This window comes from Pantoea sp. SGAir0418, from assembly GCF_043529865.1.
In genome coordinates, this window is sequence record NZ_CP027911.1 from 414183 (window position 1) to 431257 (window position 17075).

Sequence of the window (17075 nt, forward strand, 5' to 3'; positions counted from 1 at the left end):
TGCGTTTTCCCGTCCTGGTTATTTTATTTTAGCGAGGTTATAGCTTGTTTGACCGTTATGATGCCGGTGAGCAGGCCGTACTGGTACACATCTGGTTCTCCCAAGACAAAGAGCTGGAAGATTTGCAGGAGTTTGAAACTCTTGTCTCTTCTGCGGGCGTCGATGCGCTGCAAGTGATTACCGGCAGCCGTAAAGCGCCACATCCCAAATATTTTGTCGGTGAAGGAAAGGCAGTTGAAATTGCCGATGCGGTGAAAGCGAGTGGAGCATCGGTCGTTTTATTCGATCATGCCTTATCCCCTGCTCAGGAACGTAATCTTGAGCGGCTGTGCGAATGTCGCGTAATCGATCGCACCGGCTTAATTCTCGATATTTTTGCCCAGCGCGCCCGTACCCATGAAGGGAAATTGCAGGTCGAGCTGGCACAGTTACGCCATCTTGCCACCCGTCTGGTGCGCGGATGGACTCACCTTGAGCGGCAGAAAGGCGGTATCGGCCTGCGTGGACCGGGTGAAACCCAGCTGGAAACCGACCGTCGTTTACTGCGCGGCCGCATCAGCCAGATTCTGTCCCGCCTTGAACGCGTGGAAAAACAGCGTGAGCAGGGACGTCAGGCGCGCGCGAAAGCCGATGTGCCGACCGTCTCCCTGGTGGGCTACACCAACGCCGGCAAATCCACCCTGTTCAACGCCATTACTTCAGCCAACGTGTATGCTGCCGACCAGCTGTTCGCCACGCTGGACCCGACGCTGCGCCGCCTCAACGTGGCCGATGTCGGCGAAGTGGTGCTGGCGGATACGGTAGGCTTTATCCGTCACCTGCCGCATGACTTAGTGGCGGCGTTTAAAGCCACCCTGCAGGAAACCCGTCAGGCGTCGCTGCTGCTGCACGTGATTGACGCCGCGGATTTGCGCGTCAATGACAACATCGACGCCGTAAACGAAGTGCTGGCAGAGATTGAAGCCGATGAGATTCCGGTGCTGCTGGTGATGAACAAGATCGATATGCTGGATGGCTTTGAGCCGCGTATCGATCGCGACGAAGAGAACCGGCCGACGCGCGTGTGGCTGTCGGCGCAGAGCGGTGCCGGTTTGCCGCTGCTGTGGCAGGCGCTGTCCGAGCGCTTAGCCGGTGAAGTGGCGCAGTATGATTTACGTCTGCCGCCGGAAGCGGGCCGCCTGCGCAGCCGCTTCTATCAGCTGCAGGCGATTGAAAAAGAGTGGAATGAAGAAGATGGCTGCGTAGGTTTGCAGGTGCGAATGCCGATTGTTGACTGGCGCCGCTTGTGCAAGCAGGAACCGCAGCTCGCCAGCTATATTGTTTGACCGTTGCCCAACTCATTTACCCCAAGACGTGCCCGGCACGTGGCAGGGTAAACTTATATACAATAAATGGAGTAGAGACATGGCGTGGAATCAGCCCGGAAATAACGGACAGGACCGCGACCCGTGGGGAAGCAGCAATAACCAAGGCGGCAACTCTGGGGGAAATAAAGGAGGTCGCGATCAGGGACCTCCTGATCTGGATGATATCTTCCGTAAGCTGAGTAAAAAACTCGGCGGACTGGGCGGTGGCAAACAGAGCGATAACGGCCAGCGCAGCGGCGGCAGCGGTGGCAAACTGGTTGGCATTGTCGCCGTGGCGGCAGTGGTCATCTGGGCAGCCAGTGGTTTCTACACCATCAAAGAAGCGGAGCGCGGGGTCGTGACGCGTTTCGGCAAATTCAGCCATCTGGTTGAGCCTGGCCTCAACTGGAAACCGACCTTTATCGATCAGGTGCGGGCCGTCAACGTCGAAGCGGTGCGTGAGCTGGCGGCATCTGGCGTGATGCTGACTTCGGACGAGAACGTGGTGCGCGTGGAGATGAACGTGCAGTACCGCGTGACCGATCCGGAGCGCTACCTGTATGCGGTGACCAGTGCCGATGACAGCCTGCGTCAGGCTACTGACAGCGCGCTGCGCGGCGTGATTGGCCGCTCGACCATGGACCGTATCCTCACCGAAGGCCGTACCGTCGTGCGTAGCGATACCCAGCGTGAAATCGACGAAACCATTCGTCCTTACAACATGGGTATTACGCTGCTTGACGTCAACTTCCAGGCGGCGCGTCCACCGGAAGAGGTCAAAGCCGCGTTTGACGATGCGATTGCCGCCCGCGAAAACCGCGAGCAGTACGTGCGTGAAGCTGAAGCGTACGCCAACGAAGTGCAGCCGCGTGCAAACGGCCAGGCGCAGCGTATTCTTGAAGAGGCGCGAGCCTACAAAGAGCGGACTGTGCTGGAAGCGCAGGGTGAAGTGGCGCGGTTCGCGCGTCTGCTGCCGGAGTACAAAGCCGCACCGCAGATCACCAAAGAACGTCTCTACATTGAAAGCATGGAGCGCGTGCTCAGCCATACCCGCAAAGTGCTGGTTAACGACCGCGGCAATAGCCTGATGGTGCTGCCGCTGGATCAGCTGATGCGTGGCGGCCAGGCAGGCGGCCAGAGCGGTCAGAACAATGCCAATCTGATGAAGTTACCGTCGTCACCGGGCAGCAATGCCGGCCGCGGCGACACTTCATCCTACAGTCCGGACAGCATCATGGATCAGCGTCGCGCCAATGCGCTGCGTAACGATACCCAGCGCGAAGGGAGGGAGTAATCGATGCGTAAGCCAATCATCGCCGTAATTATTGTTGTTCTGGTGGTGCTGTACGCCTCACTGTTCGTGGTGCAGGAAGGCCAGCGCGGTATCGTGCTGCGCTTTGGTAAAGTGCTGCGTGATGATGAGAACAAGCCGCAGGTGTACGCACCGGGCCTGCACTTCAAGATTCCATTTATTGAAACCGTGAAGTCGCTGGATGCGCGCATCCAGACCATGGATAACCAGGCGGATCGTTTCGTCACCAAAGAGAAGAAAGACCTGATTGTGGACTCTTACATCAAGTGGCGCATCAGCGATTTCAGCCGTTACTACCTCGCGACTGGCGGTGGCGATGTATCTCAGGCGGAAGTACTGCTGAAACGTAAGTTCAGCGACCGTCTGCGTTCAGAAATGGGCCGTCTTGATGTGAAAGATATCGTCACCGACTCGCGTGGCCGTCTGACTACCGACGTACGCGATGCGCTGAACACCGGCAGTGCCGGCAATGACGACGAAGTGCAGACGCCAGCCGCTGACGATGCGATTGCCAGCGCGGCTGCCCGCGTTGAGCGCGAGACCAACAGCAATGAGCCAGCGCCAAACCCGAACAGTATGGCGGCGCTGGGTATTCAGGTGGTCGACGTGCGCATCAAGCAGATCAACCTGCCGACCGAAGTGTCGGACGCGATCTACAACCGTATGCGCGCCGAGCGTGAAGCGGTAGCACGTAGCCAGCGCTCACAGGGTCAGGAAGAGGCGGAAAAACTGCGCGCCCAGGCCGATTATCAGGTAACCCGTACGCTGGCAGAAGCGCAGCGTCAGGCGCTGATCAGCCGTGGTGAAGGGGATGGTGAAGCGGCCAAGCTGTTCGCCGACGCTTTCAGCCAGGATCCTGATTTCTACGCCTTTATCCGCAGCCTGCGTGCCTATGAGAACAGCTTCGCGGACAATCAGGACGTGATGGTGCTGAGCCCGGATAGCGATTTCTTCCGCTATATGAAGGCGCCAACTAACGTCTCGCGTTAATAACTGTTATAACCTTGAGGCCGACACTGATGTCGGCCTTTTTTTTGGGAAAACAGAATGAACACAACCGTCTGGATGGCGCTGGCTTTGGTGCTGGTGCTGGAGGGATTAGGACCGATGCTGCTGCCGCGCCTGTGGCGTCGCATGATTCTGGCGATGACGCAGTTACCGGACCGTATACTGCACCGTTTTGGCGGCGGGCTGGTGGTGGCGGGCGTGGTGATTTACGCCATGCTGAGCACGCACGCGAATGGCTGAGCAAAAATCTGCGCGCTGCCGCCCGGCTAAATTGTGTCTGCTGCAGAGCATTGCCCCCAACATGTTGTAGTGATCAAAACTCAGGCAAAAAACAGCGCAATCGTATGCTAAAAGTGCTGAAAGAGTGAAAATCCGATGGTAGAATCCATTTTTAAGCAATCGGTGATTTTAGAAAATGGGTAAGAACGTCGTCGTACTGGGCACCCAATGGGGTGATGAAGGTAAAGGTAAGATCGTAGACCTTCTGACTGAACGCGCGAAATATGTTGTGCGTTACCAGGGTGGCCACAATGCAGGCCATACACTTGTCATCAACGGTGAGAAAACCGTCCTCCACTTAATTCCCTCTGGCATCCTGCGTGAAAACGTCACCAGCATCATTGGTAATGGTGTTGTGCTGTCGCCTGAAGCCCTGATGAAAGAGATGAACGGTCTGGAAGCGCGCGGTGTGCCGGTACGTGAACGTCTGCTGATCTCTGAAGCTTGTCCGCTGATTCTGCAATACCATGTGGCGATGGACCTGGCGCGTGAAAAAGCGCGCGGTGCCAAAGCTATCGGTACCACCGGTCGTGGTATCGGCCCAGCCTATGAAGATAAAGTTGCCCGTCGCGGTCTGCGCGTCAGCGACCTGTTCAACAAAGAAACCTTCGCCGTGAAGCTGAAAGAGATCGTTGATTTCTACAACTTCCAGCTGGTGAACTACTACAAAGAAGATGCAGTAGACTACGATAAAGTGCTGAGCGATGTACTGGCGGTGGCCGACATCCTGACCGGCATGGTCGTCGACGTGTCTGAACTGCTGGACGGCGCACGTAAGCGTGGCGACCTGATCATGTTCGAAGGCGCACAGGGTACGCTGCTGGATATCGACCACGGTACGTATCCGTACGTGACTTCGTCCAACACTACTGCTGGTGGCGTGGCGACCGGTTCAGGTATCGGTCCACGTTACGTGGATTACGTGCTGGGCATCGTCAAAGCTTACTCCACCCGCGTCGGTGCCGGTCCATTCCCGACCGAACTGTTTGATGAAACCGGCGAGTTCCTCTGTAAGAAAGGTAACGAGTTCGGTGCCACCACCGGCCGTCGTCGTCGTACCGGCTGGCTGGATGCGGTTGCAGTGCGCCGCGCGGTGCAGATCAACTCCCTGTCCGGCTTCTGCATGACCAAACTGGACGTGCTGGATGGCCTGAAAGAGGTGAAAATCTGCGTCGGTTACCGTATGCCGGATGGCCGCGAGATGACCACCACTCCGCTGGCGGCAGAAGGCTGGGAAGGCATCGAGCCGATTTATGAAACTCTGCCGGGCTGGAGTGAAAACACCTTTGGTGTTAAAACACTGGAAGGCCTGCCGCAGGCAGCACGTGATTACATAAAACGTGTTGAAGAAGTGACTGGCGTGCCGATTGATATTATTTCAACCGGTCCCGACCGTAGTGAGACCATGATTCTGCGCGATCCGTTCGACGCTTAATCACGTTTTGCAGGCCGGACACTGTCCGGCCTTCGTTTATCTGCTCTTTGACTCCGCTCACTTCATTTTTTCCTGCTGGTTTCGGGAGTTGCAGGAAAAAAGCGCTCCGGGTTTTCCACACTGGTTTATCATCAATGTTAATCGAAGCGCTCACGGGCGTTATAACAACAATATCGATGATTCACTGAGGTACATGTGCAGCTAACAAGTTTTACCGATTTCGGTCTGCGCGCCCTGATTTACATGGCGACATTGCCGCAAGGTCAGCAGACCAACATTACCGAAGTCACCGATACCTACGGGGTATCGCGTAACCATATGGTTAAAATCATCAATCAACTGAGCCGGGCCGGCTTTGTTGCCGCGACACGCGGTAAAAACGGCGGAATTCGTTTAGGCATGGACCCGGAAAAAATCGTCATTGGCGATGTCGTGAGAAAAATGGAGCCTTTGCAGCTGGTAAACTGTAAAGAGTGTGCGATAAATCCCGCCTGTCGCCTGCGTAGCGCGCTGAATAATGCGGTCCAGCTGTTCCTGCAGGAACTGGATAAATATACGCTCGCCGACCTGGTGCAAAACAACGATTCGCTTTACCACATCTTATTGTCCGAACCGCCGGTGGCAATTCCACATAAATGACATCGGAGGAACCGTAATGTCAAAAGATCCCTTTCAGGATAGAGAAGCTGAAAAGTACGAAAATCCTATTCCCAGTCGGGAATTTATCCTCGCGCTATTAGAAAAGCGTGAAAAGCCGGCGAGCCGCGAAGAGATCGCCGAAGAGTTAAACATCACCAGCGAAGATCAGCTTGAAGCGCTGCGTCGCCGCCTGCGCGCCATGGAGCGTGACGGCCAGCTGGTGTTCACCCGTCGCCAGTGCTACGCCCTGCCGGAGCGTCTGGATTTACTGCGCGGTAAAGTGATTGGCCATCGCGATGGCTACGGCTTCCTGCGCGTTGATGGTCAGAAAGATGACTTCTACCTCTCGGCTGAGCAGATGAAGTTCTGCCTGCACGGTGATGTCATCCTCGCCCAGCCGGGCGGCTCCGACCGCAAAGGGCGGCGTGAAGCGCGCGTGGTACGCGTGCTGGAACCGCGCAACAGCCAGATTGTTGGCCGCTACTTCACCGATGCCGGCACCGGCTTCGTGGTACCGGACGACAGCCGTCTGAGTTTTGACATTCTGATCCCGGCGGAAGAGACGCTGAATGCGCGCATGGGATCGGTGGTTGTGGTGGAGATCGTGCAGCGCGCGACGCGCCGCAGCAAAGCCATCGGCAAAATTACTGAAATTCTCGGCGACAACATGGGCACCGGTCTGGCCGTGGATATGGCGCTGCGCACCCATGAAATTCCCCACTCATGGCCGGAAGAAGTCGAGAAAGAGATTTCCAGACTGAAAGAGCAGGTACCAGAATCGGCGAAAAAAGGCCGCGTCGACCTGCGTGAACTGCCGCTGGTGACCATCGACGGTGAAGACGCGCGTGACTTCGATGACGCCGTTTACTGCGAGAAAAAACGCGGCGGCGGCTGGCGCCTGTGGGTAGCAATTGCCGACGTCAGCTATTACGTGCGTCCCGGCACCGCGCTGGATAACGAAGCGCAGCAGCGCGGCACCTCGGTCTACTTCCCGTCGCAGGTGATACCGATGCTGCCGGAGATCCTCTCGAACGGCCTGTGCTCGCTCAATCCGCAGGTGGATCGCCTGTGCATGGTGTGCGAGATGACCATCTCGGCCAGCGGTAAACTCACCGGCTTCAAACATTACGAAGCGGTGATGAACTCACATGCGCGTCTGACCTACAACAAAGTGTGGAGCATTCTGCAGGGCAACCCGGAGCTGCGTGAACAGTATGCGGCGCAGGTGAAGCACCTCGAAGAGCTGCACCGCATGTATGAGGTGCTGGAAACCGCCCGCGAACAGCGCGGTGGCATCTCGTTTGAAACCGACGAAGCCAAATTCATCTTCAACGCTGAGCGTCGCATTGAGCGCGTGGAGCGCACCGTACGTAACGATGCGCACAAGCTGATTGAAGAGTGCATGATTCTGGCCAACATCGCCTCCGCGCGTTTCGTTGAGAAACATCAGGAGCCGGCGCTGTTCCGCGATCACGATCGCCCGAGCGAAGACAGCATCACCAGCTTCCGTACCGTGCTGGGCGAGCTGGGCCTCAGCCTGCCGGGTGGGTCGAAACCGCAGCCGATCGATTATGCCGATCTGCTGACGCAGATTGCCGACCGTCCGGATGCTGAAATGCTGCAAACCATGCTGCTGCGTTCGATGAAGCAGGCGGTGTACGATCCGGAAAACCGCGGTCACTTTGGCCTGGCGCTGGCGTCGTATGCGCACTTTACCTCGCCGATCCGTCGCTATCCGGATCTGCTGCTGCACCGTGCCATCAAGTACCTGCTGGCTAAAGAGCAGGGCACGGTAAAAGGCAACACCACGCCAACCGGTGGTTATCACTACGATATGCAGCAGATGCTGCAGCTGGGTCAGCACTGTTCGATGACCGAACGCCGTGCCGACGAAGCGACGCGCGATGTGGCCGACTGGCTGAAGTGCGACTTTATGCAGGATCAGGTGGGTAACGTATTCAACGGCGTGATCTCCAGCGTGACCGGCTTTGGCTTCTTTGTTCGCCTCAACGATCTGTTCATTGATGGCCTGGTGCACGTCTCCACGCTGGACAATGATTACTACCGCTTCGATCCGGTGGGCCAGCGTCTGATTGGCGAATCCGGCGGTCGCACTTACCGTCTGGGTGATGCGGTGGAAGTGCGCGTTGACGCGGTGCACATGGATGAGCGCAAGATCGATTTCGCGCTGATCTCCAGCAAACGCGTACCGCGCGGTGAAGGAAAAACCGCGCGCGAGCGTGAGAAGCGTGGCGGCAAGCCACCGGCGAAGCGGCGCCGCGACGCGGGTCGCAAGGGCAACTTTGAGCCGGACGCCGCTTTCCGCGGTGAGAAGCAACCGCCTGCGGCGAATAAAAGCGAGAAAAAAAGCAAAAAAGTCTCCGAAAAAACCCGTAAAATCGCCGCCGCAACCAAGGCGAAGCGCGCAGTGAAGAAGAAGGCCAGCGAAGCCTGATGGCCTCTTCACCCGCCAGCGGCCAGGTGCGTCAGCGCTGACGCACCTTGCTCAACCCTGTTTCGCAGGCTGCGCCCCAACGCGCAGCCTGATTAATGTTCTGTATTCAACGATTTACATCCAACCTTGAGCAAAGTAATGAGTGAAATAATTTTTGGCATTCACGCCGTGCAGGCGCTGCTGGAGCGTGATCCCCAGCGTTTTCAGGAAGTCTTTATCCTTAAAGGCCGCGATGATCGCCGCCTGCAGCCGCTGATCGCCGCACTGGAAGCTCAGGGAATTGTGATTCAGCTGGCCAACCGCCAGTGGCTCGACGGCCAGGTCGAAGGCGGCGTGCACCAGGGCATCGTGGCGCGCGTTAAGCCGGGTAAAAACTATCAGGAAGGCGATCTGCCGGATCTGCTGGCCTCACTGGATCAGCCGTTCCTGCTGATTCTGGATGGCGTCACCGATCCGCATAACCTGGGTGCCTGCCTGCGCAGCGCCGATGCGGCGGGTGTGCATGCGGTGATCGTGCCGAAAGACCGTTCGGCACCGCTCAACGCCACGGCGAAAAAAGTCGCCAGCGGGGCGGCGGAAAACGTGCCGCTGATTCGCGTCACCAATCTGGCGCGCACCATGCGTCTGCTGCAGGAGTACAACGTCTGGATCGTCGGCACGGCCGGTGAAGCAGACCACACGCTGTATCAGAGCAAAATGACCGGCGCGATGGCGCTGGTGATGGGTGCGGAAGGAGAAGGCATGCGCCGCCTGACGCGCGAACACTGCGATGAGCTGATCAGCATCCCGATGGCCGGCAGCGTCTCTTCCCTCAACGTTTCGGTGGCCACCGGCGTTTGTCTGTTCGAAGCGGTGCGTCAGCGCCAGGCGTGATCGCCGCCGCAAAACCTCAGCTGTACCAGGCATAACTGCACATCCTCTCCATACTTATAGCCACATCAGTACGGGCAACAGGAGAGGAGAGTGCCATGGCCTGGACCACTCACAGCGTATTCAATCAACCATCTCCGCTCAGCAACAGCAATCTCTTCACCGGCGACAGCGCGCTGTGCGATGCGGTAGTGCGTGAAGGGGCCGGCTGGGACCGCGAATGGCTGGCGTCCGTCGGCCTGCAGCTCGGTAGCGCGGAGTCACTGGAATTAGGTCGCCTGGCCAATGCGCAGCCGCCGGAGCTGCTGCGTTACGACGCGCGCGGTGAGCGACTCGACGAGGTGCGCTTTCATCCTGCCTGGCATCTGCTGATGCAGGGCGTGTGCGCCAGCCGGTTACATAACCTGAGCTGGCAGCCTGACGTGCAGGGCAGCGCCATGGTGGCGCGCGCGGCGCGTTTCATTCTGCATGCGCAGGTGGAAGCCGGTTCACTTTGCCCGGTAACCATGACTCACGCCGCGATCCCGCTGCTGCAAACCCATCTGCCCGCTCCCTACGCCGACTGGCACGATCGGTTGCTGAGCGATCGGTATGATGCGCATCATCTGCCCGGCAGCCAGAAGCGCGGCCTGCTGATTGGCATGGGCATGACGGAGAAGCAGGGCGGCACCGATGTGCTGAGCAACACCACACGCGCCGAACCGCCTGGCACGCGTACGCCGGGCGAACCCTGGCGCATCACCGGCCACAAATGGTTCTTCTCGGTGCCGCAAAGCGACGCGCACCTGATTCTGGCGCAGACCGCCGCCGGGCTGAGCTGCTTCTTTCTGCCGCGCCTGCTGCCGGACGGCACGCGCAACGCCATTCGTCTTGAACGCCTGAAAGACAAGCTGGGCAACCGCGCCAGTGCCAGTGCCGAAGTGGAGTTTCAGGATGCCTTCGGCTGGTTGATGGGTGAGGAGGGCGATGGCGTGCGGCTGATCCTGAAAATGGGCGGTATGACGCGCTTTGACTGTGCGCTCGGCAGCCACGGCCAGATGCGACGCGCGCTGGCGATAGCGCTGCATCACGCCGGTCAGCGCCAGGTGATGGGCAAAAACCTTAGCGATCAGCCGCTGATGCGCGCGGTGCTGGCGCAGCAGGCACTGCAGCTGGAGGGACAAACCGCACTGCTGCTGCGTCTGGCGCGCGCCTGGTCAACGCCAGCCAGCGCGCATGAACGGCTGTATGCACGCCTGTTCACTCCGGCGGCCAAGTTCGTGATCTGCAAAGCCGGTATGCCGTTTGTGGCTGAAGCCATGGAGGTGCTGGGCGGCATTGGCTACTGCGAAGAGAGTGAACTGCCGCGCCTGTATCGCGAGATGCCGGTGAACAGCATCTGGGAGGGCTCGGGTAACGTGATGTGCCTGGATGTGCTGCGTGTACTGGGACGGCATGCGGAGGTGCTTAGTATGCTGCAGGATGAGTTTGATGCAGTGAAGGGCAGCAATCGCCACTTCGATCGCTGCTGGCGTCAGCTGCGGTTGCAACTCGGCAACCTGCGCGAAGAGCAGGGACGGCAGGTCAGCGATATGCTGATTCGGCTGGCGAGTGCCGCGGTGCTGCTGAAAGCGGCAGAACCGCCGCTGGCGGACAGCTGGTGCGCGCGTTATCTTTCATCGCGCCCGGCACAGGCGCTGAGTGATGATCTGAGCGCACGCTTACTGCAGCGTGCTACTGCCGCCTGAGGGCGCGCCGTACAGAATGGCGGTGGCATACCAGAAGCCAGGCATGGTGGTCTCATCGACCATCAGGATCTGATAGTAAACCGCACCGCTCTGATTGGCGCGTGCAGCGATTGCACGCTGCACATCATCCGGCGAGCCGCGTGAATGGGCGCTGACGGTGCCAAGCTTCGGCAGGCCATAGCTTTGCGCGCGGGTGATCTCCTGCGCCTGAGTGGTGGGCGCTGGCGGGGGTTGTGGCGTGGTGTGCAGTGCGGCACAGCCGCTCAGCAGCAGGCCCAGCAGCAGAATAAGCGTACGCATGGTGGCTCCGGAAAACAGGCAGATGACTCAAGTGTAAGCCATCTGCCCCGGCTCATCAGTCGTTGAGGCGGAAAATACTCACCAGCTGGGTCAGATGATGGCCTTTCTGACTCAGGTGCTGCGCCGTGTGCTCGGACTGGTTAATCATGTCGCTGCTCTGATGGGTCGCATGGCTGATGTGGTTCATCGCCAGATTGACCTGACCAATGCCCGCGGCCTGCTCCTGGGCGGCGATATTGATTTCCCCCATCAGGGTTTTCACCTGTTCGATATGGCTGACAATATGGCTCATGGCGTCACGCGTTTGTTCCGAGAGCGCATGGCCGGCGGCCACTTTGTCGATCGAACTGGCGATCAGCCCGTCAATCTCCTTCGCCGCATTGGCGCTGCGCTGCGCCAGTGCACGCACTTCCGCAGCGACAACCGCGAAGCCTTTGCCGTGCTCACCGGCGCGCGCCGCCTCAACCGCAGCGTTGAGTGCCAGAATATTGGTCTGGAAGGCAATCGACTCGATCACGTGGGTAATGTCGGCGATGCTCTGAGAGGCAATGCGAATCTCCGCCATGGTCTCTACCGAGCGCGCCACGGTGCTGCCGCCCTGGCTGACGGTGCTGGCGGCTTCACCGACCAGCGCCATCGCCTGACGCACGTTAGCGGCGGTTTGCGCCACGGTTGCGCCAAACTGCTCCATGCTGGCCGAGGTCTCTTCAACGCTGCTCGCCTGGCGGCCAATCTGCTCGCTGATGCTGGAACTGCTGGCCGCAATGGTGTCGGTGCCGTCGCTGATCTCACGCGCGGCGGCGCGTACCTGGCCTACCACTTTCTCCAGGCCGTCGCCAATGCCGTTAATCGCGCTCACCAGCTGGCCGATCTCGTCGCGGCGTGCTGAGTCGAGGTGCGCCTGCAGATTACCTGCCGCATATTGCTCGGCCAGATGGATCACCTGCTGCAGCGGCCGGGTAATGGCGCGCCGGCTATACAGCACAAAGCCAATGGCAAAGGCGAGCACCAGCGCCAGGCCAATCAGCATAAACAGATTGCGGCTGTGGGTGATCGGTGCCAGCAGGCTGGCGCGGCTGACTTCACCGGCGATAATCCAGTTCCAGCCCGGCAGTTGCTGCCACGCCAGCAGGCGGGTTTCGCCCTGATGCGCGATCTCCAGCAGGCCGTGCGGCTGCGTCAGGATCTGCTGCTGTACGCTGCGATCCCAGTCCGGCAGCTTGCCTTCTGACTGACGGGCAAACAGATACTGGCCCTGTGCGCTGCCCGGCGTGCCGTTCAGCACGAAGAAGCTGCCGCTGTCGCCGAGACGTCGCGCCAGCACTTTCTCTCGCATCAGCGCGTACTGTTTATCAATCTGCACGCCAACAAACAGAATGGCGATCACTGCGCCGCTGTCGTCCTGCACCGGCTGGTATTGGGTGATGTAGCGATGGCCGAACAGCGTCGCCAGGCCGCGATACACTTCGCCCTTATTCACGCTGCGCCACGCCGCGCTGCTGCGATCAAGCTGGGTGCCCACCGCGCGGCTGCCATCCTCTTTCTTTAGTGAGGTCGCGATGCGAATGTAATCCTCGCCGTCGCGCACAAAAATGGTGGAGACTGCACCGGTACGATCGAGAAAATCGTCCACGGCGATCTGATCGAGGTTGAGGGTTTTCAGCCCGGCACGCAGCGTCGGCGTGCTGAACGATCCCACCTGAATGCGTGAGCTGTCGTCACGGCTGAATCGCTTGGGTAAAAAGCTCTGAAACAGCCGGGTATAGTTCGCCACTTCTTCCGATAAGGTCGCGTTAAACATCGTGGCCATTTCATTAATGCCGAGCACCTGGTTTTGCATATCGTCGACAGCCAGCTGCTCCAGCTGGCGCGCGGCGTTATGGCTGAGCGTTAACGTCAGGGCAAACAGCACGATTGCCACACTGAAAGACGTCAATACAGACAGCTTAATTCCGAGACTCATGGCGCTGAGAGAGAGACGCTTCATAAAGTACCTTTAATAAATAACTGGAGGGGTACAGGATCAACGGCAAAATGCGGCAAATGTTTAGGGCAGAAATTAATCGAAATAAATGTGATGTGGCTCGCGTTTTGGCCGGCAGCACGTACACTGAGACCAGTGATAATCATTCTCAACGGAGACGGTATGATTGAGTTGGCAACGGAGAACCTGGCGGGCATTGAGTGTATTCACGCGGCACCGGCCGGACAGCGGCTGGCGCGCTTACCCACCATCCTGTTTTATCACGGCTTTACCTCATCGAAAGAGGTGTACAGCTACTTTGCCGTGGCGCTGGCACAGGCCGGTTTCCGTGTGGTGATGCCGGATGCAGAGATGCATGGCGCGCGCTACAACGGTGATACCGACGCGCGCATGACGCACTTCTGGGAGATTTTGCGCCAGAACATCGATGAAGTGCCGCTGCTGGAAGCAGCGCTGCGCGACAACGATTGGGTGGCGGATGAGCGTTTCGCCATTGCCGGCGCCTCAATGGGCGGCATGACCGCGCTGGGCGCGATGGCGCGCTATCCACACCTGCACAGCGTTGCCTGTCTGATGGGCTCCGGCTACTTCATGCAGCTCAGTCAGACGCTGTTCCCGCCGCTGGTGGCGCACACGCCAGAGCAAAAAGCGGCGTTACAGGCGCGGCTGGCCCCGCTGGCAGCCTACGATCCCTGTCAGCAGCTGGCGCAGCTGGCTAACCGGCCGCTGCTGTTATGGCACGGTGAAGCGGATGAAGTCGTACCGTTTGCCGAAACGGTACGACTGGAGAAGGCGTTGCGCGAGGCGCAGCTAGACAGTCGGCTCACTTTTCTGGCAGAAAAGCAGATCGGGCACAAAATCACGCCGCCAGCGCTCACCGCGCTGGTCAGTTTCTTTAAACATCATTTGTAAAACGGAACGGGCTGGCGGCGCGGAGCACGCCAGCCCTAAAGACAGGCCGGACTACAGTTGTGACGACAAGCGGTCGGCGGCGCTGGTGTTCGCGCTGACCGGGTTACCGCCTGGCGCATCCAGCCGGTTAACGTAGACATAGCCTGAAGCCGCTTTGCTGCTGTTACTTCTCATCTGCAGCGCCTGGTCAGCGGAGCTGGCAAGAGCGGGGGTAGACAGGAAGAGACCCAGTAAAGTGGCGATAATGACAGCTTTCATAATCGACTCCTCACTCCAGGGATTTCACTCTCAGGCGCGCTGATTAAGCCAAACCGTTGCGCCTGTAGAGAGTTTAGTTCTTCACCAGTACGACGCCAGATCGTCATGCTGAACGCCTCGTTCAGGGATTTTGAACAATCTCTGACTAACCTGCTGAATCTCAATCCTTAGCACGAAAGGTGTCCCCGCCTGGCACGGCAGCGACAATTTGATGAATTGTGCGCTTGAGTTTCCCCGGCGAGGTCAGTATGATTACGCGTCAATTTTTCAGCTGCATTCAGAGGTGTGTTTCATCTTTTGGGTGATTCGCAACCTATAACGTTCCTTGCTTCCGTGGGCCGCAGCTGACCCTGACAGGAGGCTGAATAATCCGTAAGGAGCTATCGATGCGTCATTACGAAATCGTATTTATGGTCCATCCTGACCAGAGCGAGCAGGTTCCGGGCATGATCGAGCGTTACACTGGTGCTATCACTGGTGCACAGGGCACGATCCACCGTCTGGAAGACTGGGGTCGCCGTCAGCTGGCTTACCCGATCAACAAACTGCACAAAGCACACTACGTTCTGCTGAACGTAGAAGCACCGCAGGAAGTGATCGACGAGCTGGAAACTAACTTCCGCTTCAACGACGCCGTTATCCGCAGCATGGTTATGCGCGTTAAGCACGCGGTAACTGAAGCTTCTCCGATGGTTAAAGCGAAAGACGAGCGTCGTGAGCGCCGCGAAGACTTCGCTAACGAATCGGCAGAAGACTCAGATGCTGGGGATTCTGAAGAGTAATCCACGATGACGGCCAATCGGCTGCGCCTGTCTGGCACCGTGTGCAAGACGCCAGTTCGAAAAGTCAGTCCGTCAGGGATTCCTCACTGCCAGTTCGTGCTTGAGCATCGTTCTGTGCAGGAGGAAGCCGGGTTTCACCGGCAAGCCTGGTGTCAGATGCCGGTGATTATCAGCGGCAGCGCCCATCAGGCGATTACTCAACATATAACGGTCGGCACGCAACTCACACTCGAAGGTTTTATTAGCTGCCATCAGGCACGCAATGGCCAGAGCAAACTTGTGTTACATGCCGAGCAGATTGAATTGATAGATTCTGGAGACTAGCCAAATGGCACGTTATTTCCGTCGTCGCAAGTTCTGCCGTTTCACCGCGGAAGGCGTTCAAGAGATCGATTATAAAGATATCGCAACGCTGAAAAACTACATCACTGAAAGCGGCAAGATTGTTCCAAGCCGTATCACCGGTACTCGTGCAAAATACCAGCGTCAGCTGGCTCGTGCTATCAAGCGCGCGCGTTACCTGTCTCTGCTGCCGTACACTGATCGTCATCAGTAATCGGCAACTGTCCATTAACGACTTTAAGAGGATAAGGTAATGCAAGTTATTCTGCTTGATAAAGTAGCAAACCTGGGCAGCCTGGGTGATCAGGTTAACGTTAAAGCGGGCTACGCTCGTAACTTCCTGGTTCCACAGGGTAAAGCTGTTCCTGCTACAAAGAAAAACGTTGAGTTCTTCGAAGCGCGTCGCGCTGAACTGGAAGCCAAACTGGCTGACGTTCTGGCTGCTGCTAACGCACGTGCAGAGAAAATCAATGCACTGGGCACCGTTACTCTCGCGTCTAAAGCAGGCGACGAAGGTAAACTGTTCGGTTCCATCGGTACCCGCGACATCGCTGATGCAGTTACTGCAGCTGGCGTTGAAGTGGCGAAGAGCGAAGTTCGCCTGCCAAACGGCGTTCTGCGCACCACCGGTGAGCACGAAGTTGACTTCCAGGTTCACAGCGAAGTATTCGCGAAACTGGTTGTGAATGTAGTAGCTGAGTAATTTTTTACTTAGTTTGAAAGCGCCGGCCTTGTGCCGGCGTTTTTGTTTCTGTTGCTTACTGCGCGCGGATAAAGCTGCCGTCCGGCTGGCGGGTAAACAGCACCGGACCGTTACTGCTCTCGACCGTTAAGCCGGTCACCACGCCCTGCGCGTTCTGACGAATCTTCACCTGCTGACCACTCTGCAGCGCGCTCAGCGGCTGCCCATCGCCTTCCACCCGCGCCATGGCAAACACATCATTGACCGGCAGATTATTGTCACGGAACAGCTGCGCCAGCGTCTGGCCCGAGGCCACGGTATAGCTGTGCCATTCGCCCTGGGCATCACTCTTTGGCGTCGTATTCTGCGGCGGCTGCGCATTGTTATCGTAGATTTCCGCCTGCATCGGCACCTCTTTGCCGCTGCTCTCTGCCGGACGTTCCACCGGATACTGCGGTGTGCTGGCAGGCCAGAGAAACGCCAGCAGCATCACCAGCAGGGCAATAACGATACCGCGTCGGTGCAGCGGCGGCAGCGGATCCATCCAGCGTACGTTATCCAGCAGATGCCAGATGCGCTGCAGCACAGCGGGTATACGCGACGGGGTTTCAGAAGCCATTCTTTCCTCCTCCTCGCTGGCGGTCGTGACGCGCCTGTCAGGCAGCCAGCGTTGCAACCGGGAAAATAAGGTACGCGGTGCGCGCGTCCTGCGACGTCGTGGGGCGATTTGGCCCATGGATGCTC

At 58.2% G+C, this 17075-nt stretch carries 18 protein-coding genes; 14 read left to right on the forward strand and 4 right to left on the reverse strand.

The window, feature by feature from the left end:
* The first annotated feature begins 44 nt into the window (after positions 1-44).
* The 9 genes from hflX to C1N84_RS01980 all read left to right on the forward strand — a co-directional run bounded on the left by hflX (position 45) and on the right by C1N84_RS01980 (position 11071).
* Positions 45-1325: a ribosome rescue GTPase HflX gene (hflX, locus tag C1N84_RS01940; RefSeq protein WP_021509763.1), complete on the forward strand. Its 1281-nt coding sequence runs from the start codon at positions 45-47 to the stop codon at positions 1323-1325.
* A 79-nt stretch (positions 1326-1404) separates the two neighbouring features.
* On the forward strand, positions 1405-2640 hold the full coding sequence (gene hflK / locus C1N84_RS01945; RefSeq protein ID WP_021509762.1) for an FtsH protease activity modulator HflK: 1236 nt from the start codon (positions 1405-1407) through the stop codon (positions 2638-2640).
* A gap of 3 nt (positions 2641-2643) precedes the next feature.
* Positions 2644-3648: a protease modulator HflC gene (hflC, locus tag C1N84_RS01950; RefSeq protein ID WP_021509761.1), complete on the forward strand. Its 1005-nt coding sequence runs from the start codon at positions 2644-2646 to the stop codon at positions 3646-3648.
* Positions 3649-3705: 57 nt separating this feature from the next.
* Positions 3706-3906 (forward strand): DUF2065 domain-containing protein, encoded by a 201-nt coding sequence (locus tag C1N84_RS01955; protein ID WP_031280157.1) that lies wholly within the window; start codon positions 3706-3708, stop codon positions 3904-3906.
* Between the two features lie 175 nt (positions 3907-4081).
* Entirely contained in the window at positions 4082-5380 is a 1299-nt protein-coding gene (locus C1N84_RS01960; protein ID WP_104188201.1) for an adenylosuccinate synthase, read from the forward strand.
* 195 nt (positions 5381-5575) lie between these two features.
* A complete protein-coding gene (gene nsrR / locus C1N84_RS01965; RefSeq protein ID WP_021509758.1) occupies positions 5576-6019 on the forward strand; it encodes a nitric oxide-sensing transcriptional repressor NsrR in 444 nt (147 codons plus the stop codon).
* Positions 6020-6035: 16 nt separating this feature from the next.
* Positions 6036-8474, forward strand: a complete 2439-nt coding sequence (rnr, locus tag C1N84_RS01970) for a ribonuclease R (protein WP_058771339.1) — start codon at positions 6036-6038, stop codon at positions 8472-8474.
* 138 nt (positions 8475-8612) lie between these two features.
* Positions 8613-9347, forward strand: coding sequence for a 23S rRNA (guanosine(2251)-2'-O)-methyltransferase RlmB (rlmB, locus tag C1N84_RS01975; protein ID WP_021509756.1), 735 nt, complete (start codon positions 8613-8615; stop codon positions 9345-9347).
* A gap of 95 nt (positions 9348-9442) precedes the next feature.
* Positions 9443-11071 carry an isovaleryl-CoA dehydrogenase gene (locus C1N84_RS01980; RefSeq protein WP_264441924.1) on the forward strand — a complete coding sequence of 543 codons (1629 nt, stop codon included), beginning with the start codon at positions 9443-9445 and terminating at the stop codon, positions 11069-11071.
* Here the strand turns inward: C1N84_RS01980 and bsmA are convergent.
* Positions 11045-11371, reverse strand: coding sequence for a biofilm peroxide resistance protein BsmA (bsmA, locus tag C1N84_RS01985; protein ID WP_021509754.1), 327 nt, complete (start codon positions 11369-11371; stop codon positions 11045-11047). The two genes, C1N84_RS01980 and bsmA, sit on opposite strands and share 27 nt — an antisense overlap.
* A gap of 55 nt (positions 11372-11426) precedes the next feature.
* Positions 11427-13358, reverse strand: coding sequence for a methyl-accepting chemotaxis protein (locus tag C1N84_RS01990; RefSeq protein ID WP_058759865.1), 1932 nt, complete (start codon positions 13356-13358; stop codon positions 11427-11429).
* 159 nt (positions 13359-13517) lie between these two features.
* On the opposite strand from C1N84_RS01990, the gene yjfP reads away from it, so the two are divergent.
* A complete protein-coding gene (yjfP, locus tag C1N84_RS01995) occupies positions 13518-14267 on the forward strand; it encodes an esterase (RefSeq protein WP_021509752.1) in 750 nt (249 codons plus the stop codon).
* 51 nt (positions 14268-14318) lie between these two features.
* On the opposite strand, the gene C1N84_RS02000 is transcribed toward yjfP, so the two are convergent.
* Complete coding sequence (locus C1N84_RS02000; protein WP_021509751.1) at positions 14319-14525, reverse strand: hypothetical protein; 207 nt, start codon at positions 14523-14525, stop codon at positions 14319-14321.
* Positions 14526-14911: 386 nt separating this feature from the next.
* On the opposite strand from C1N84_RS02000, the gene rpsF reads away from it, so the two are divergent.
* From rpsF to rplI, 4 genes are read left to right on the forward strand one after another with little or no spacing between them, the layout of a single operon-like run.
* Positions 14912-15307, forward strand: coding sequence for a 30S ribosomal protein S6 (rpsF, locus tag C1N84_RS02005; protein ID WP_021509750.1), 396 nt, complete (start codon positions 14912-14914; stop codon positions 15305-15307).
* Between the two features lie 6 nt (positions 15308-15313).
* Entirely contained in the window at positions 15314-15631 is a 318-nt protein-coding gene (gene priB / locus C1N84_RS02010) for a primosomal replication protein N (protein WP_031280155.1), read from the forward strand.
* A gap of 4 nt (positions 15632-15635) precedes the next feature.
* A complete protein-coding gene (gene rpsR, locus C1N84_RS02015) occupies positions 15636-15863 on the forward strand; it encodes a 30S ribosomal protein S18 (protein ID WP_000135199.1) in 228 nt (75 codons plus the stop codon).
* Between the two features lie 39 nt (positions 15864-15902).
* Positions 15903-16352 carry a 50S ribosomal protein L9 gene (gene rplI, locus C1N84_RS02020; RefSeq protein ID WP_021509748.1) on the forward strand — a complete coding sequence of 150 codons (450 nt, stop codon included), beginning with the start codon at positions 15903-15905 and terminating at the stop codon, positions 16350-16352.
* A 55-nt stretch (positions 16353-16407) separates the two neighbouring features.
* Here rplI and C1N84_RS02025 read toward each other — a convergent pair whose 3' ends face one another.
* Complete coding sequence (locus tag C1N84_RS02025; RefSeq protein WP_150360361.1) at positions 16408-17067, reverse strand: OapA family protein; 660 nt, start codon at positions 17065-17067, stop codon at positions 16408-16410.
* Between the last annotated feature and the right edge of the window lie 8 nt (positions 17068-17075).

Excerpts from the sequence above, each read along its gene's own strand:
- rplI (WP_021509748.1), top strand. The coding sequence starts at position 15,903 with ATGCAAGTTATTCTGCTTGATAAAGTAGCAAACCTGGGCAGCCTGGGT.
- C1N84_RS02000 (WP_021509751.1), bottom strand. The coding sequence starts at position 14,525 with ATGAAAGCTGTCATTATCGCCACTTTACTGGGTCTCTTCCTGTCTACC.
- C1N84_RS02025 (WP_150360361.1), bottom strand. The coding sequence starts at position 17,067 with ATGGGCCAAATCGCCCCACGACGTCGCAGGACGCGCGCACCGCGTACC.
- rlmB (WP_021509756.1), top strand. The coding sequence starts at position 8,613 with ATGAGTGAAATAATTTTTGGCATTCACGCCGTGCAGGCGCTGCTGGAG.
- C1N84_RS01960 (WP_104188201.1), top strand. The coding sequence starts at position 4,082 with ATGGGTAAGAACGTCGTCGTACTGGGCACCCAATGGGGTGATGAAGGT.
- rpsR (WP_000135199.1), top strand. The coding sequence starts at position 15,636 with ATGGCACGTTATTTCCGTCGTCGCAAGTTCTGCCGTTTCACCGCGGAA.
- hflK (WP_021509762.1), top strand. The coding sequence starts at position 1,405 with ATGGCGTGGAATCAGCCCGGAAATAACGGACAGGACCGCGACCCGTGG.
- rpsF (WP_021509750.1), top strand. The coding sequence starts at position 14,912 with ATGCGTCATTACGAAATCGTATTTATGGTCCATCCTGACCAGAGCGAG.
- hflC (WP_021509761.1), top strand. The coding sequence starts at position 2,644 with ATGCGTAAGCCAATCATCGCCGTAATTATTGTTGTTCTGGTGGTGCTG.
- bsmA (WP_021509754.1), bottom strand. The coding sequence starts at position 11,371 with ATGCGTACGCTTATTCTGCTGCTGGGCCTGCTGCTGAGCGGCTGTGCC.
- C1N84_RS01990 (WP_058759865.1), bottom strand. The coding sequence starts at position 13,358 with ATGAAGCGTCTCTCTCTCAGCGCCATGAGTCTCGGAATTAAGCTGTCT.
- yjfP (WP_021509752.1), top strand. The coding sequence starts at position 13,518 with ATGATTGAGTTGGCAACGGAGAACCTGGCGGGCATTGAGTGTATTCAC.
- priB (WP_031280155.1), top strand. The coding sequence starts at position 15,314 with ATGACGGCCAATCGGCTGCGCCTGTCTGGCACCGTGTGCAAGACGCCA.
- rnr (WP_058771339.1), top strand. The coding sequence starts at position 6,036 with ATGTCAAAAGATCCCTTTCAGGATAGAGAAGCTGAAAAGTACGAAAAT.
- C1N84_RS01980 (WP_264441924.1), top strand. The coding sequence starts at position 9,443 with ATGGCCTGGACCACTCACAGCGTATTCAATCAACCATCTCCGCTCAGC.
- C1N84_RS01955 (WP_031280157.1), top strand. The coding sequence starts at position 3,706 with ATGAACACAACCGTCTGGATGGCGCTGGCTTTGGTGCTGGTGCTGGAG.